At 71.0% G+C, this 15,135-nt stretch carries 14 protein-coding genes; 9 read left to right on the top strand and 5 right to left on the bottom strand.

The annotated features are described in order from the left end of the window. Positions 1 to 87 precede the first annotated feature (87 nt). From glgC to cphA, 6 genes are all read left to right on the top strand, one after another. Positions 88 to 1,347, top strand: coding sequence for a glucose-1-phosphate adenylyltransferase (gene glgC, locus H283_RS0114085; RefSeq protein WP_028785591.1), 1,260 nt, complete (start codon positions 88 to 90; stop codon positions 1,345 to 1,347). A 46-nt stretch (positions 1,348 to 1,393) separates the two neighbouring features. Further along, positions 1,394 to 2,251: an LLM class F420-dependent oxidoreductase gene (locus H283_RS0114080; protein WP_020144166.1), complete on the top strand. Its 858-nt coding sequence runs from the start codon at positions 1,394 to 1,396 to the stop codon at positions 2,249 to 2,251. 1 nt (position 2,252) lies between these two features. Next, positions 2,253 to 2,984: a ZIP family metal transporter gene (locus H283_RS0114075; protein ID WP_020144165.1), complete on the top strand. Its 732-nt coding sequence runs from the start codon at positions 2,253 to 2,255 to the stop codon at positions 2,982 to 2,984. A gap of 110 nt (positions 2,985 to 3,094) precedes the next feature. Beyond that, positions 3,095 to 4,342 (top strand): phosphoserine phosphatase SerB, encoded by a 1,248-nt coding sequence (serB, locus tag H283_RS0114070; protein ID WP_231372286.1) that lies wholly within the window; start codon positions 3,095 to 3,097, stop codon positions 4,340 to 4,342. Between the two features lie 9 nt (positions 4,343 to 4,351). After that, positions 4,352 to 5,272 carry a cyanophycinase gene (locus H283_RS0114065; RefSeq protein WP_020144163.1) on the top strand — a complete coding sequence of 307 codons (921 nt, stop codon included), beginning with the start codon at positions 4,352 to 4,354 and terminating at the stop codon, positions 5,270 to 5,272. 88 nt (positions 5,273 to 5,360) lie between these two features. Further along, positions 5,361 to 8,252, top strand: coding sequence for a cyanophycin synthetase (cphA, locus tag H283_RS0114060; RefSeq protein ID WP_020144162.1), 2,892 nt, complete (start codon positions 5,361 to 5,363; stop codon positions 8,250 to 8,252). A gap of 112 nt (positions 8,253 to 8,364) precedes the next feature. On the opposite strand, the gene H283_RS0114055 is transcribed toward cphA, so the two are convergent. From H283_RS0114055 to H283_RS0114045, 3 genes are all read right to left on the bottom strand, one after another. Then, positions 8,365 to 10,626 carry a tetratricopeptide repeat protein gene (locus H283_RS0114055; protein WP_020144161.1) on the bottom strand — a complete coding sequence of 754 codons (2,262 nt, stop codon included), beginning with the start codon at positions 10,624 to 10,626 and terminating at the stop codon, positions 8,365 to 8,367. Between the two features lie 39 nt (positions 10,627 to 10,665). Further along, positions 10,666 to 11,427 carry an enoyl-ACP reductase FabI gene (fabI, locus tag H283_RS0114050; RefSeq protein WP_020144160.1) on the bottom strand — a complete coding sequence of 254 codons (762 nt, stop codon included), beginning with the start codon at positions 11,425 to 11,427 and terminating at the stop codon, positions 10,666 to 10,668. Between the two features lie 81 nt (positions 11,428 to 11,508). Continuing rightward, positions 11,509 to 12,228 (bottom strand): beta-ketoacyl-ACP reductase, encoded by a 720-nt coding sequence (locus H283_RS0114045; RefSeq protein WP_020144159.1) that lies wholly within the window; start codon positions 12,226 to 12,228, stop codon positions 11,509 to 11,511. 119 nt (positions 12,229 to 12,347) lie between these two features. On the opposite strand from H283_RS0114045, the gene H283_RS0114040 reads away from it, so the two are divergent. Continuing rightward, a complete protein-coding gene (locus H283_RS0114040) occupies positions 12,348 to 12,638 on the top strand; it encodes a DUF3099 domain-containing protein (RefSeq protein ID WP_020144158.1) in 291 nt (96 codons plus the stop codon). Then, positions 12,635 to 12,883, top strand: a complete 249-nt coding sequence (locus tag H283_RS0114035) for a hypothetical protein (protein WP_020144157.1) — start codon at positions 12,635 to 12,637, stop codon at positions 12,881 to 12,883. Before H283_RS0114040 ends, H283_RS0114035 begins: the two co-directional genes overlap by 4 nt. Before the next feature lie 18 nt (positions 12,884 to 12,901). On the opposite strand, the gene H283_RS0114030 is transcribed toward H283_RS0114035, so the two are convergent. Then, the gene (locus tag H283_RS0114030) at positions 12,902 to 13,246 is read right to left on the bottom strand and encodes a DUF1272 domain-containing protein (RefSeq protein ID WP_231372285.1); all 345 of its coding nucleotides are present in this window, start codon (positions 13,244 to 13,246) and stop codon (positions 12,902 to 12,904) included. Between H283_RS0114030 and H283_RS0114025 the strand changes: the two genes are divergently transcribed. Beyond that, positions 13,245 to 13,808 (top strand): cysteine hydrolase family protein, encoded by a 564-nt coding sequence (locus H283_RS0114025; protein ID WP_020144155.1) that lies wholly within the window; start codon positions 13,245 to 13,247, stop codon positions 13,806 to 13,808. The genes H283_RS0114030 and H283_RS0114025 overlap by 2 nt on opposite strands. A 132-nt stretch (positions 13,809 to 13,940) precedes the next feature. Here the strand turns inward: H283_RS0114025 and moaA are convergent, their stop codons facing one another. Next, entirely contained in the window at positions 13,941 to 14,963 is a 1,023-nt protein-coding gene (moaA, locus tag H283_RS0114020) for a GTP 3',8-cyclase MoaA (protein ID WP_028785588.1), read from the bottom strand. Positions 14,964 to 15,135: the final 172 nt, after the last annotated feature.

Here is a 15,135-nt window from a genome sequence, read left to right as displayed (position 1 = left end):
CCGCAGCCATCCCGCGGAGCGGAAAGCTCGGCCGATCTTGCGTGCTGAACCTGTCGGCGGCCGGATGCCTGCCCTAGGGTGGCGCTCATGGCCCGACGAAGCCCAGCTGCTGGTCCGAAAGTCCTCGCGATCGTGCTCGCTGGCGGTGAGGGCAAGCGGTTGATGCCGTTGACCGCCGACCGGGCCAAACCCGCCGTGCCGTTCGCCGGCATCTACCGCCTCATCGACCTGGCCCTGTCCAACGTCGTCAACTCCGGCTACCTCCAGGTCGTCGTGCTGACGCAGTACAAGTCGCACAGCCTCGACGCGCACGTGACGAAGACGTGGCGCATGTCGACGCTCCTCGGCAACTACGTCACGACCGTCCCGGCGCAGCAGCGCGTCGACAAGAACTGGTACCTCGGCAGCGCCGACGCGATCTACCAGAGCCTCAACCTCATGCACGACGAGCGGCCCGACATCGTCGTCGTCGTGGGTGCCGACCACGTCTACCGCATGGACTTCAGCGCGATGGTCGAGCAGCACATCGAGACGGGTGCGGCCTGCACCGTCGCCGCCATCCGCCAGCCGATCTCGCTCGCCGACCAGTTCGGCGTCATCGAGGTCGACGACGCCGACCCGTCCAAGATCGCGGCCTTCCTCGAGAAGCCGAAGGACCCCAAGGGACTGCCGGACAACCCCGCCGAGGTCCTCGCGTCGATGGGCAACTACGTCTTCACCGCCGCCGCCCTCGAGGCGGCCGTCATCGCCGACCACGACAACGAGGCGAGCAGCAACGACATGGGCGGCGACATCGTGCCCTACTTCGTCGGCCGCGGAGAGGCCGGCGTCTACGACTTCAAGAACAACGAGGTGCCCGGCGCCACCGACCGCGACCGCGGCTACTGGCGTGACGTGGGGACCATCGAGTCCTACTACGACGCCCACATGGACCTCATCTCGATCCACCCGGTCTTCAACCTCTACAACTACGACTGGCCGATCTACACCAGCCACAGCCCCTACCCGCCGGCGAAGTTCGTGCACGGCAGCGGCGACCGCATCGGCGAGGCCCTCAACTCGGCGGTCTCGCCGGGTGTCGTCGTGTCGGGCGCGCACATCTACGCCTCGGTGCTCTCTCCCCTCGTGAAGGTGCACTCCTACGCGAGCATCCAGGGATCGGTCCTGCTCGACGGCGTCGAGGTGCACCGGCACGCGCAGATCCGCCGGGCCATCATCGACAAGAACGTCGTCATCCCGGAGGGCTGCCAGATCGGCATCGACCACGAGCACGACCGGGCGCGCGGCCTCCACGTCACCGAGACCGGCATCGTCGTCGTGGGCAAGGGCCAGATCGTCACCCGATGAGCACCCTCGACGAGTCCCGCTCCATGACATCTGCGAGGGTCTTCTCATGACGTCCACCGCCACGAATCCCCCTGTCAGCGCGACGGACTCACGACCGGCGCGGGTCGGGATCCAGATCCCGCCGCAGCACGCGACGTGGGCCCAGATCCGACGCACGGCGTCGACGCTCGAGGAGATGGGTGTCGACGTCCTGCTCAACTGGGACCACTTCTTCCCGCTCAGCGGCGACCGTGGCGGCCAGCACTTCGAGTGCTGGACGATGCTCGGCGCGTGGGCCGAGTCGACCGAGTCCGTCGAGATCGGCGCCCTCGTGACGTGCAACAGCTACCGCAACCCGAATCTGCTGGCCGACATGGCGCGCACCGTCGACCACGTGAGCGAGGGGCGCCTCATCCTCGGGATCGGCTCGGGATGGGCCCAGCTCGACTACGACGAGTACGGCTACGAGTTCGGCACCGCGGGCGGGCGTCTCGACGACCTGGCGCGCGACCTGCCGGTCATCCGCGACCGGTGGACCCGGCTCAACCCCGCCCCGACGCGCGACATCCCCATCCTCATCGGCGGCGGCGGCGAGAGGAAGACGCTCCGGATCGTCGCCGAGCACGCGGACATCTGGCACGGCTTCGGTGGCCCCGACGAGATCGCCCACAAGCACCGCGTCCTCGACGAGTGGTGCGCCCGCCGGGACCGCGACCCCCTCGAGATCGAGCGGTCGGCCGGGGTCGCCTTCGTGCCGGGCCGCAACCCCGACCAGTCGGGCGACTACGCGAGCAACGCCCAGCATCTCCACGACGTCGGGACCCGGCTGTTCACGGCGAGCGTCGCCGCGGCCGACCCGGACCTCGCGCGCGTGCGCGACCTGCTCCAGTGGCGCGACGAGGTCAACGGGGTCAGCGCGTCGTGACGTGCTGACCGCGACCTTCTGGGGGCTCGTCGGTGGCGCGGCCCTCCTCGTCGGCGCCCTCCTCGGGCTCTACGCCCGCGCGTCGTACCGCGTCATCGGCCTCGTCATGGCCTTCGGTGCCGGCGTGCTCATCAGCGCGGTCGCCTTCGAGCTCACCGAGGAGGCGTTCCACTCCGCCGGAGCGGCGCCCGTCGTCGTCGGGCTCGTCAGCGGGTCGGTCGTCTTCTTCGTCGGCGACTGGTTCATCGACCGTCGAGGTGGCCACCGGCGCAAGAGCCCGACCGGAGGCCCGCAGCAGGGTGCGGGCGCGATGGCGCTCGTCCTCGGGGCCCTGCTCGACGGCGTACCGGAGTCGGCCGCCATCGGCGTCAGCGTCCTCGGCGGGGGCGAGGTCGGGATCGCCATGGTCGCGGCCGTGTTCCTCTCCAACGTCCCCGAGTCGATGTCGGCCAGCGCCGGCCTGAAGCGGGCCGGACGCTCCGCGCGCCAGATCCTGCTCCTGTGGCTCGTCGTCATGGTGGTGTCGGGTCTTGCCGCCGGTCTCGGCTACGTCCTGCTCGAGGGTGCGTCGCCGGCCGTCGTAGCGGGGATCCAGACGTTCGCGGCGGGCGCCATCATCACGATGCTCGCCGACACGATGATGCCCGAGGCCACCGAGCACGCCGGGCGCCTGGTGGGGCTCGTGACGATGCTCGGCTTCGCGCTCGCGTTCCTGCTCAGCGCCTTCGGCTGACTCCCGCCCGACGCCAGCGGACGGCATACGCCCTCCGGCACGACGGACGTCACCGGCCGTATGCCGGAAGGTGACGCGGGAGCGCACGCGCGCTCACTACCCTGACGCGGGTGACCGAAGTGAACAGCACGGACGGAACGGACATCCAGACCCTGAGCGTCACCGTGACGGGCGACGACCGGCCAGGTGTCACGGGGACGCTCCTCGGGGCGCTGTCGGGAGTGGACGCGGAGGTCCTCGACATCCAACAGGTCGTCGTGCACGGACACCTCACCCTGACCGTCCTGCTGCGACCCGGCGCCCACGTCGACCAGCTGCGCGACGCCGCCGCCGTCGCCGCCCACCGCCTCGGGCTCGCGCTCACCGTCGTCGAGGGCACCGGCGTCAACGCGCGCTCGCGGCAGGGACGCGCGGCCGTCGTCGTCCTCGGTGCGCCGCTCAGCGCCGACGCCGTCTCGCTCGTCACGACCCGGATCGCCGACCACGGCGCCAACATCGACCGCATCCGCCGGCTCTCGCGCTACCCCGTCACGACGGTCGAGTTCGACATCTCCGGCGCCGACCTGCCGTCGCTGCGCACCGAGCTCGCTCTCGTGGCGACGTCGGAAGGCATCGACATCGCCGTCGCCCCTGGCGGGCTCGCCCGGCGGGGCCGGCGACTCGTCGTCCTCGACGTCGACTCGACGCTCATCCAGCAGGAGGTCATCGAGCTGCTCGCCGCGCACAGCGGCCGAGAGGCGGAGGTCGCCGAGGTGACGGCCCGTGCGATGGCGGGCGAGCTCGACTTCGAGGAGTCCCTGCGGGCCCGGGTGGCGACCCTCGCGGGCCTGCCCGAGTCGGTCCTCGACGAGGTGCGCGAGTCGGTGCAGCTGACCCCGGGCGCACGGACGCTCGTGCGCACGCTCAAGCGCCTCGGTTTCACCGTGGGTCTGGTCAGCGGGGGGTTCATCGAGATCGTCGGCGAGCTCGCGGACGACCTCGGCATCGACCACGCGCGGGCCAACCGCCTCGAGATCGAGGACGGCCGCCTCACCGGACGCGTCGTGGGCGAGGTCGTCGACCGGGCCGGCAAGGCTCGCGCCCTGCGCGAGTTCGCCGAGCAGGAGGGTCTTCCGCTCAGCCGTACCGTGGCCATCGGCGACGGCGCCAACGACCTCGACATGCTCGACGTCGCAGGCCTCGGAGTCGCCTTCAACGCCAAGCCGATCGTGCAGGAGCAGGCCCAGACCGCGGTCAACGTGCCCTACCTCGACTCGGTGCTCTACCTGCTCGGCATCTCCCGCGAGGAGATCGAGGAGGCCGATCTCGACGACGGCACGCCGACCCAGGCTCCGCCCGTCCCGCACGCCGGTCACTAGGCTGGCGCGATGCAGTCCGTGGCCCCTTCGTCCGTAACCCCGAACGCGAACGGCGTCCGCCGCACGCTGCTCATCATCGGTGGTGCCGAGGACCGGATCGGGCGGTCGGTCGTGCTCAAGCGCTTCGTGAAGCTCGCGGGCGGCCGGCGGTCGCACATCGTCCTCATCCCCACGGCGTCGTCGTACGCCGACGAGGTCTCCGAGGCGTACCGCGACGTCTTCACCCGGCTGCGGGGCGGCGAGTACTCCGTCGTGCACCCCGAGACCCGCCGCGACGCCAACGACCAGGCGATGGTCGAGGCCCTCGACAGCGCGACCGGCGTGTTCATCACCGGCGGCAGCCAGGTCAAGCTGGCCCAGAACATCGTCGGCACGCCCGTGGGCGACGCCGTGGTCCGGGCCTACGAGCGCGGCGCCGTCGTCGCCGGCACGTCGGCCGGTGCCTCGATCATGAGCCGCTACATGATCTCGCTCGGCGAGGAGGGGCTGACGCCCAAGCAGCGGGCGAGCCAGATCTCTGCCGGCCTCGGGCTCGTCGAGGACGTCATCATCGACCAGCACTTCGACCAGCGCGGGCGCTACGGTCGGCTCATGTCCATGGTCGCCGCCTCGCCGAACCTCCTCGGCATGGGGATCGACGAGAACACCGCCGCCGAGATCCGTGGCGGCACGGTCATGTCGGTCATCGGGGCCGGTTCCATCTTCGTCGTCAACGCCCGCAACGCCATCACGGACGCCCCCGACGCGCGTCGCGGTGCGCCCCTGCTCGTTTCGGGCGCGGTCGTGCACTCGCTGCCCACGGGCAGTACGTTCGACCTGGACCACGTCGAGCTGACCGCGTTCGTCGAGCGTCACCCCGACATCGAGGGTGCGGTCGTCCCGGCCAAGGTCCGCGCGGCGCGCTCGTCGACGAGCAGCGCCGCTCACTGAGTCCGTTCGTCCAACCGCACCGAAGCGCACCAACGGTCGACGGGTATGCCGCACGGCACGTCCCGCACGACCCCGTAGGAGGAGATCCATGGCCGTCGAGGTACCCACCCCCACAGGCCCGGCCCGACCGGACCTGAAGATCCTCGAGACCCGGATCTACCGCGGACCCAACGTCTGGTCCTACCAGCAGGCCGTCCACCTCGTCGTCGACCTCGGCAGCCTCGAGGAGTACCCCACGGTCTCGCTGCCCGGCTTCACCGACCGGCTCGTCGAGCTCGTCCCCGGGCTCGAGCGGCACACCTGCTCGCTCGGCCGACGCGGCGGGTTCATCGAGCGGCTGCGCGAGGGCACCTGGCTCGGCCACGTCGCCGAGCACGTCGCCCTCCAGCTGCAGACCCTGGCCGGCCACGACTCCCGCCGGGGCAAGACCCGTGCGGTCAAGGGCAAGCCGGGCCAGTACAACGTCGTCTACAGCTACACCGACGAGACAGTCGGGGTCGCCGCGGGCAAGCTCGCCGTGCGCCTCATCAACCACCTCGTCGGGCCCGAGGACGGCTTCGACTTCGAGACGGAGTTCAACGCCTTCCTGCGCCAGGCCGAGCGAGTCGCCTTCGGTCCGTCGACGGCCGCCATCCTCGAGGAGGCCGCCTCCCGCGACATCCCCTACATCCGCCTCAACTCCGCCTCGCTCGTCCAGCTCGGCCAGGGCGTGCACGCCCAGCGCATCCGGGCCACGATGACCTCCAAGACGGGTGCGCTCGCCGTCGACATCGCGAGCGACAAGGACCTCACGACCAAGCTCCTCGGCTCCGCCGGCCTCCCCGTGCCCAAGCAGGAGGCCGTGCGCACCCTGCGAGGAGCGGTCGAGGCCGCGCGCCGCATCGGCTTCCCCGTCGTCGTCAAGCCGCTCGACGGCAACCACGGCCGCGGCGTGTGCCTCAACCTCATGAGCGACGAGGACGTCGAGAAGGCCTACGACATCGCCAAGGCCGAGTCGCGTCGCGGCACGATCATCGTCGAGTCCTTCGTCACCGGTCGCGACTACCGCTGCCTCATCGTCGGTGGGCGGATGCAGGCGATCGCCGAGCGCGTGCCCGCACACGTCATCGGCGACGGCACGCACACGGTCGCCGAGCTCGTCGAGATCACCAACGCCGACCCGCGTCGTGGCGTCGGGCACGAGAAGGTGCTGACGAAGATCAAGGTCGACGCCAACGCGATCGAGATCCTCGCCGGACAGGGCCACACGACCGAGTCGGTGCCGGACGAGGGCGAGATGGTCAAGCTCGCCCTGACGGGCAACATGTCGACCGGTGGCATCTCGATCGACCGCACCTTCGACGCGCACCCCGACAACGTCGAGATCGCCGAGGAGGCCGCCCGCATGGTCGGGCTCGACGTCGCCGGCATCGACTTCATCTGCCCGGACATCACCTACCCCGTGCGGGAGACGGGCGGCGCGATCTGCGAGGTCAACGCGGCCCCCGGCTTCCGCATGCACACGCACCCGACCATCGGCGAGCCTCAGTTCATCGCCAAGCCCGTCGTCGACCTGCTCTTCCCGCCGGGCGCTCAGTCACGCGTACCGATCGTCGCCGTCACCGGGACGAACGGCAAGACGACGACGTCGCGCATGATCGCCCACATCTTCAAGGGCCTCGGCCGCAAGGTCGGGATGACGTCGACGGACGGCGTCGTCATCGACGAGCGGCTCGTCATCAAGGCCGATGCCTCGGGCCCGCGTTCGGCCCGGATGGTGCTCCAGAACCCCCGCGTCGACTTCGCCGTCATGGAGGTCGCCCGCGGCGGCATCCTCCGCGAGGGCCTCGGCTACGACCGCAACGACATCGCGGTCGTCACCAATGTCGCTCCGGATCACCTGGGGCTCAAGGGGATCGACACCTTGCGCCAGCTCGCCGACGTCAAGGCCGTCATCGTCGAGGCCGTCCCGCGTGACGGCTTCGCGGTACTCAACGCCGACGACCCGAACGTGCGCAACATGCGCCGACGGTGCTCGGGCGGCATCGTCTGGTTCTCCATGGCCGAGCCCGGCAGCGAGACGCGTGAGTTCGTCGACGACTACTGCCGCCGCGGCGGCCGTGCGGTCGTGCTCGAGCCGAGCGAGCGTGGCGAGATGATCGTCATCAAGCACGGTCGGCGCAGCATGCAGCTCGCCTGGACCCACCTGCTCCCGTCGACGTTCGGTGGTGCGGCGCGCTTCAACGTCGCCAACTCGCTCGCCGCCGCCGGCGCCGCCTTCGCAGCGGGAGCCCCGCTCCACGACATCCGACAGGGCCTGCGCACCTTCGCGACGACGTACTACCTCTCCCCCGGCCGCCTCAACCTCGTCCAGGTCAACAACGCCGACGTGTTCGTCGACTACTGCCACAACGCGGCCGGCATGAAGGAGCTCGGCGCCTTCGTCGACCGCTACGCCGACCAGAAGCAGCGGCAGGCCGACCTCGGCAAGACCTCGCGGATCGGCATGATCGGCGCTGCGGGTGACCGACGCGACGACGACATGCGCGAGCTCGGCGCGGTGGCGGCCCAGCACTTCGACGTCATCGTCATCCGCGAGGACGAGCGCCTGCGCGGTCGCAAGCCCGGCGAGACGGCCGAGCTCGTGGCCGAGGGTGCTCGCGCCGCGATGAAGGAGGGCGCCCGCTGCCGTCAGGTCGAGATCGTCCTCGACGAGCTCGACGCCACCCGGCACGTGCTCGCCCGCACCAACCCGGGCGACCTCGTCGTCATGTGCGTCGACCAGCACGCCCTCGTCGTCGCCGAGCTCGAGGAGCGCACCAAGCACGCCCAGGCGGGTGCCCGCATCGGGACGGCAGCGGCGGCCACGAGCGACCCCGACCTCGACCCGAGCACGCTCACCGAGACCGCCGAGGCCGAGGGCGACGAGGCCGAGGAGGAGGCGCTCGGCGCCGTCCCGTCGGAGTCCCAGCCGGACCACGCCGACGACACCGCCATCTGACGCAGGTCGCGAGAGGGCCCACCCGACCGGCACCAGGTCGAGTGGGCCCTCTCACGAGCGGAGCCCAGCGGCGGGGCTGCGGCCGGACCCGGGGGCCAGTCGGTGACGGGGGTCAGTCGGTGACGGGGGCCAGCTCGTCGGCATAGGCCCGCAGGGCACGGCGGTAGGCCTGGGTGTCGACGTCGGTCGTCGCCTCGAGCGTCGCGCGGATGAGGTCGGCGAGGGCCTGTCGCTCCTGGCCGAGATCGGCCTGCACGAGCGCCTTGAGCATGAGCGCCGCCGTGTTGTGCGGCCGCGCCTCGAGGACGTCGGCAACGAGGCCCTGCGCCTCGGCGGTCCGGCCCACGACGCGCAGGCTGGAGGCCAGCTGGAGCTGCGCTCGGTGCCGGTGCGGCTCGCGCAGGCCGCCCGCCAGGGCCTCCTCGTAGAGACCGATGGCGCCCTGCTCGTCGCCCATCGCGTCCTTGACGCCGGCGAGCTCGAAGACGAGGCGCGGGTCGCCCGGGTGGCCGTCGACGAGCTCCTGGGCGGCAGCGAGACGCGCCGGCTCGTCGTCGCCCTCCCACAGGCCCGCGATCTCCGCCTCGAGCTCGTGCTCGCCGCGCGCGGCGACGACCTTGCGGCGGATCGAGCGCGCGTCGTCGACCTTGCCGCCGTGCTCGCGGATCCAGCCGTTGACCTCGGTGCGCTCGGCGTGGCACATGAGCGCGATGACGTCGCCGTCGAGCGCGTGCGGCACGAGGGCCTCGAGGGACTCGAGCTCGGTGTCGTAGCCGGGCACGTCGAGGACCCCGACCTTGGCCAGGCCGTCGCGGAAGAGACCGAGCAGGTCCTCCGGCTCGCGCCCGCGCAGGTAGTGGCGCGCGACCTTGAGGACGACCTCCTCGGCGCCGCGGCCGGCGATCTCGCCCATCGCGACGATCGCCTCGTCGGCGCGGTCACCCGCGCAGCCGAGGCCGAGGCGCACGGCTCCGCCCGGCGCAGCGAGCCCACGGGCGACGTCGAGCAGGGCCTCGAGGCCGGCCTCGTTGTGGGCCATGTCCATGATGACCGTCGCCTTGCCGCCGCCCGGCAGCGGCAGCGAGTACGTGTTGAGCCGGCCCCAGTTGTGCTCGGGGTCCGGCGCGAAGGTCCGCAGCCCCTCGACGACGGCCGAGCGCGGGACGCCGAGCCCCAGCGCGGCGGCAGCACCGGCCAGCGCGTTGGCGATGTTGTTGCGGGACAGTCCACTCAGCGTCATCGGGACGTCGACGATCTTGACGAGCCGGTCCGGGTCTCCGTTGGGCGACAGGACGACGATCTCGCCGTCGAGGACGGTGATGCCGCGCCCACCGGAGTTGATCGACTCCCAGAGCGCCGGCGATGCGGGGTCCAGGCTGAAGGCCCAGGGCTTGGCCTTGATGCCGAAACGCATGGCCCACACGCGGGGGTCGTCGCCGTTGAGGACGACCCAGCCCTGTGGCTTCGTGACGGTCGTGACGATGGCCTTGACCTCGGCCAGCTGGTCGAGGGTGTCGATGCCCTGCAGGCCCAGGTGGTCGGCGCTGACGTTGGTGACGACGCTGACGTCGTTGGCGGTGACCCCCATGCCCTTGAGGAGCATGCCGCCACGGGCGGTCTCGAGGATCCCGATCTCGAGGCCGGGCGTCTCGAGCACCCCACGCGCTCCGGCCGGTCCGGAGAAGTCGCCCTCCTCTTTCGTCTCGCCCATGACGACGACGCCATCGGTCGAGCTCCAGGCGGTCTTGAGTCCCGCGCTCATGCACATGTGCGCCATGAGGCGGGTCGTCGTCGTCTTGCCGTTGGTGCCGGTGACCGACGCGACCGGCACCGTCGGCGTCAGCACGCTGGGACCCGGACCGTCGGGCGCGGCCAGGATGACGGCCGCGGCTGCCTCGATGACCTCGTCCGCGCTGCGGGAGCGGTCGAGCAGTCCAGCCATGACGGCACCGAACTGCTCCCCCGCGACGCGACCGCGGGTGCGATGCACCCACGGGAAGGCGAGCACGACGTCGTCGACGGTCTGACCCGCCCGCACGCGTACGCCGAGGCGCCCGGCGCCGATCTCGGTGCCGACGCGGCGCGTCACGGTGCGGATCACCCGCATGACGAACCGCTGTCGCAGGGCGGTGCCGCGCTTGCCCGGACGGGCCGAGCGCATGCCCAGCCGACGGGCCAGGGCCTCGGCGTCGGTGCGCTTGAGCTCGAGGAAGCCGGGCACGTGCAGGATGACCTTGATCGCCGGCCGGGCGAAGTAGAGGTTGGGCCCCTCGAGCACCCGGACCTCGTCGACCCGCACCGGTTCGGCAGGCACCGGCGCCACCTCGGGGTCGGTCGTCGTCAGGGGGCTGGACTCGGTCCCGGCGTGAGGCATGGGCAGGACTCTAGCGAGAGGATCCGTGGACCTGCGCGCTCACTGCCCCATCGCGTGGACGCCGCCGTCGACGTGGACGATCTCGCCGGTCGTGGCCGGGAACCAGTCGGAGAGCAGCGCCGCACAGGCCTTCGCCGCGGGCTCCGGGTCGTTGACGTCCCAGCCCAGCGGCGCGCGGTCGTCCCAGACCTTCTCGAACTGCTCGAAGCCCGGGATGGACTTGGCCGCCGTCGTGCGGATTGGCCCCGCGGCGACGAGGTTGCAGCGCACCGCCTTGGGGCCGAGGTCGCGGGCGAGGTAGCGGTTCGTCGACTCGAAGGCGGCCTTGGCGACCCCCATCCAGTCGTAGACCGGCCACGCGAACTTCGCGTCGAACGTGAGCCCGACGACGCTGCCACCCTCGGACATGAGCGGCAGGGTCGCGACCGCGAGCGACTTGAGGCTGTACGCCGAGATCTGGAGCGCCGTCGAGACGTCCTCCCACGTGCCCTCGAGGAAGTTGAAGGCGCCCTGCGGCGCGAAGCCGATCGAGTGCAGCACTCCGTCGAGGCCGTCCACGTGCTCACGCAGACGGTCGGCGAGGGTGTCCAGGTGCTCCTGGTCGGCGACGTCGAGCTCGATGACGACGGGCGTCTCGGGCAGCCGCTTGGCGATGGTCTGGGTGATCTTCATCGTCCGGCCGAACGAGGTGAGGACGACCGTCGCACCCTCCTGCTGGGCGATCTTCGCGACGTGGAACGCGATCGAGCTGTCCATGAGGACACCGGTGATGAGGAGCTTCTTGCCTTCGAGGATTCCCATGCCTGCGACTTTCTCGTGTGGGTGGGCACGCTTGCTGCACAACGCTCGTGACGGCATACAACCGTATGCCGCGGGGTGGGCTCAGTGCCCCATGCCGAGGCCGCCGTCGACGGGGATCACCGCGCCGGTGATGTAGCCGGCGTCGTCGCTCGCGACGAAGCGCACGACGGACGCGACCTCCTCCGGAGTGGCGAAGCGACCCGCGGGGATGTTGGCGAGGTAGGCCTTCTTCTGCTCGTCGGGCAGCACGGCCGTCATCTCGGTGTCGATGAAGCCGGGTGCGACGACGTTGGCGGTGATGCCGCGGCCACCGAGCTCGCGCGAGATCGAGCGGGCGAGTCCGACGAGACCGGCCTTCGACGCCGCGTAGTTGGTCTGGCCGGGCGATCCGTAGAGACCGACGACGCTGCTGATGAGGACGATGCGGCCGCGGCGCTTGCGGATCATGCCGGTGGCGGCGCGCCGCGCGCACCGGAAGGCGCCCGCGAGGTTCGTGTCGATGACGGAGTCGAACTCGTCGTCGCTCATCCGCATGAGCAGGGTGTCGCGCGTGATGCCGGCGTTGGCGACGAGGACCTCGACGGGGCCACCGAAGATCTCCTCGGCGGCGGTGAAGGCCGCGTCGACGGAGGCCGAGTCGGTGACCTCGCAGATGACGCCCTGCAGGCCCTCCGGCGGCTCGCCCGAGCGGTGTGTGATGACGACGTTGTCGCCCGCGTCGGCGAAGGCCCTGGCGATCGCCAGGCCGATGCCGCGGTTGCCTCCGGTCACGAGCACGTTGCGCGCCTCGGTCGTTGACACTGTGCGTTCCTCCGTCCGTCCGGCCTCTGCCGGGTCGCTGCCTTGCCCCGAAACCTAACGGACTACCGAAGGGTAGACAGCACGGTGCCGCCCGCGTGGGACGGGCTTATGGTTGAAGGGTGCCAAGAGCCAAGAACGAGCCGGTCGTCTACTCCGTCACCTCGGCGTCGACCTCCACGACGGACGACCAGGACCAGCGCGTCCGCCGTTACCTCACGATGATGGGCATCCGCATCGTGTGCTTCGGTCTGGTCTTCGTCACCTCGGGCTGGCTGCGCTGGACGGCCGTCCTGGCAGCGGTCTTCATCCCCTACGTCGCCGTCGTGCTCGCGAATGCCGTGAGCCCCCGACAGCCGGGCAGCATCCAGTCGGTCGTGCCCCGCGACGACACGCAGCGCCTCGAGCAGTGAGCGGGCCGCTCTCCCTGTCGCCCACGGGCGACCCTGACGTCGAGCACGTCTGCAGCGCCAAGGGCTGCCGCGCGACGGGCGTCCACGCGGTCATCTGGAACAACCCGAAGCTGCACGCCCCGGACCGGCGCAAGGTGTGGCTGGCCTGCGACGACCACGAGAGGTCTCTCGCCGACTTCGTCGCGCTGCGTGGCTTCCTCATCGAGGTCGTCCCCGTCGAGGCCCTCACCGACGCCGACGGCTGAGCACGACAGCCACCGCCGTCAGGCCCGGTGCAGGCCCGTCTGCACCACGCGCCGGGTCGAGGCCGGGTGGTCGGCGAGCCGGTCAGCAGGTCGAACGGGCCGAGGTTGGAGGTCACCGCCGCAGTTCGGACAGGTGCCGCCGAGGCACGTCTTGACGCACCGCACGCACCAGGTGCACTCGAAGGTGCAGATCATCGCCTCCGTCGACTCGGGCGGTAGATCGCGGTCGCAGCACTCGCAGCTCGGGCGCAGGTCCAGCACCTCGCCAGTGTCGCAGCGATCTCGCGTGGACGCTGCCCCTCGGCTGCATGCGGCGACGCCTGTGGCCGAGAGGAGGTCATCCGCAGGTAGCGTTCTCGGCATGGCAGACGTCCTGGTCCTGGTGGACATCCAACGCGACTACTTCCGGGGAGGACGGATGCCGCTCGTCGGCCCCGACGACGCGGCCGAGCGCGCCGGCAACCTGCTCGGCCACTTCCGCGCTCGAGGCCTGCCGGTCATCCACGTCCGACACGAGAGCCTCGAGTCGGACGCCACCTTCCTCGTCGCGGGGACTCCGGGTGCCGAGTTCGACTCTCGGGTCATCCCGCGCGCCGGTGAGGCAGTGATCGTCAAGCACCATCCGAACTCGTTCCTCGAGACCGATCTCCGGGCTGAGATCGAGCGTCACCCCGATGCGTCACTGGTGGTCGCCGGAATGATGACGAGCATGTGCGTGGATGCCACCGTGCGCGCGGCGTCAGATCTGGGGTACGACGTGTCGGTGGTGGCCGACGCCTGCGCCGCTCCGGACCTCGAGTTCGCCGGCACGCACGTCGCGGGCCACGCCGTGCACGCCGCCTTCATCCGCGCCCTCGGCGACGCCTACGCCGACGTGGTGATGACGGCGGACGTGGTGTCACCACCCGCTGACGAGCTCCGCTGATCCTCTTCGACGCCCGTCCGCCGCGGGCGCTCGGTGCCGTGGCAGGCCCCGTTCTGGCGTGAGCACGGACGTGCCAGGACGGCCAGCGGCCGGCACCTGGGTCGGGACTCAGGCGTGCACGGGCAGTCGGCGTCAGCCGCCGATGGCGGACATGGGCCGGTCGGGCTGGACGAAGTCCGGCTCGCCGATGCCGTGGCCGCGGCGCTTGCGCCACATCTCGCCCCGGATGAGGCCGAGCAGCTCGTCGTCGGTCGCGCCCTCGCGTAGGGGCCCGCGCAGGTCGGTCTCGGTCGTCGAGAAGAGGCAGTTCCGCACCTGTCCGTCGGCCGTGAGCCGCGTGCGGTCGCAGGCCGCGCAGAACGGCGCACTGACGCTGGCGATGATGCCGACGGTCTCGGGACCGCCGTCGACGAGGAACCGCTCTGCGGGGGCACTCCCCCGGTCGGCGGCCGGCAGTGGCGTCAGCTCCCAGCGCTGCGACAGGCGCTCGCGGATCTCGTCGGCGGAGATCATCTGCGTGCGATCCCAGGCGTGCTGGGCGTCGAGCGGCATCTGCTCGATGAAGCGCAGCTCGTAGCCGCGCTCGAGGCACCACGCGAGAACGTCGGCGACCGAGTCGTCGTTGATGCCACGCATGGCGACGGCATTGACCTTGACGGGCGTCAGCCCGGCGTCCGAGGCGGCCTTGAGCCCCGCCTCGACATCGGCGAGGCGGTCGCGCCGGGTCAGCTGGGTGAAGGTCTCCGAGTCGATGGTGTCGAGGCTGACGTTGACCCGGTCGAGCCCGGCCTCCTTGAGGCCGATGGCGACCCGCTCGAGACCGACGCCGTTCGTCGTCATCGCGATCTTGGGACGCGGATCGAGCGCCGCGATACCGGCGACGAGCTCGACGAGCGATCGGCGCAGGAGGGGTTCGCCGCCCGTGAGGCGGACCTGCGTGATGCCGTCGCGCACGAAGACGCCGATGACCCGCAGCATCTCCTCGTCCGTCAGCATCTCGGTCTTGGGCATCCACGGCAGGCCCTCGGCCGGCATGCAGTACGTGCAGCGCAGGTTGCAGCGGTCGGTGACCGACACGCGCAGGTCGCGGGCCCGGCGCCCGAACTGGTCGGCCAGCCCAGCCGGTCGGACGCTCGGGTCGGGAAGGCGGGTCATGGCCTCCACTCTAGGCCGGGTACTGCTGCGACCCGGCGTCCTGGTGCTGCCGATGTTGTCCCACGCCCCTGACCTGCGGTGATCTGACGTCTGGCTGGGTGGTCAGGCGGCGTGCCCGACCGCTCTCGGAGCTCCTGCAACCGCCTGCGGACGGGCCCGAGCACAGGGGCCC

Origin of the sequence: Terracoccus sp. 273MFTsu3.1 (genome assembly GCF_000383675.1) — a bacterium.
GTDB lineage: Bacteria > Actinomycetota > Actinomycetes > Actinomycetales > Dermatophilaceae > Terrabacter.
This window is presented reverse-complemented; position numbering and strand designations above follow the sequence as displayed.

Coding starts and splice junctions, on each gene's coding strand:
- glgC (WP_028785591.1), top strand. CDS start 88: ATGGCCCGACGAAGCCCAGCTGCTGGTCCGAAAGTCCTCGCGATCGTG.
- H283_RS0114080 (WP_020144166.1), top strand. CDS start 1,394: ATGACGTCCACCGCCACGAATCCCCCTGTCAGCGCGACGGACTCACGA.
- H283_RS0114065 (WP_020144163.1), top strand. CDS start 4,352: ATGCAGTCCGTGGCCCCTTCGTCCGTAACCCCGAACGCGAACGGCGTC.
- cphA (WP_020144162.1), top strand. CDS start 5,361: ATGGCCGTCGAGGTACCCACCCCCACAGGCCCGGCCCGACCGGACCTG.
- H283_RS0114055 (WP_020144161.1), bottom strand. CDS start 10,626: ATGCCTCACGCCGGGACCGAGTCCAGCCCCCTGACGACGACCGACCCC.
- fabI (WP_020144160.1), bottom strand. CDS start 11,427: ATGGGAATCCTCGAAGGCAAGAAGCTCCTCATCACCGGTGTCCTCATG.
- H283_RS0114025 (WP_020144155.1), top strand. CDS start 13,245: ATGGCAGACGTCCTGGTCCTGGTGGACATCCAACGCGACTACTTCCGG.
- H283_RS0114030 (WP_231372285.1), bottom strand. CDS start 13,246: ATGCCGAGAACGCTACCTGCGGATGACCTCCTCTCGGCCACAGGCGTC.
- moaA (WP_028785588.1), bottom strand. CDS start 14,963: ATGACCCGCCTTCCCGACCCGAGCGTCCGACCGGCTGGGCTGGCCGAC.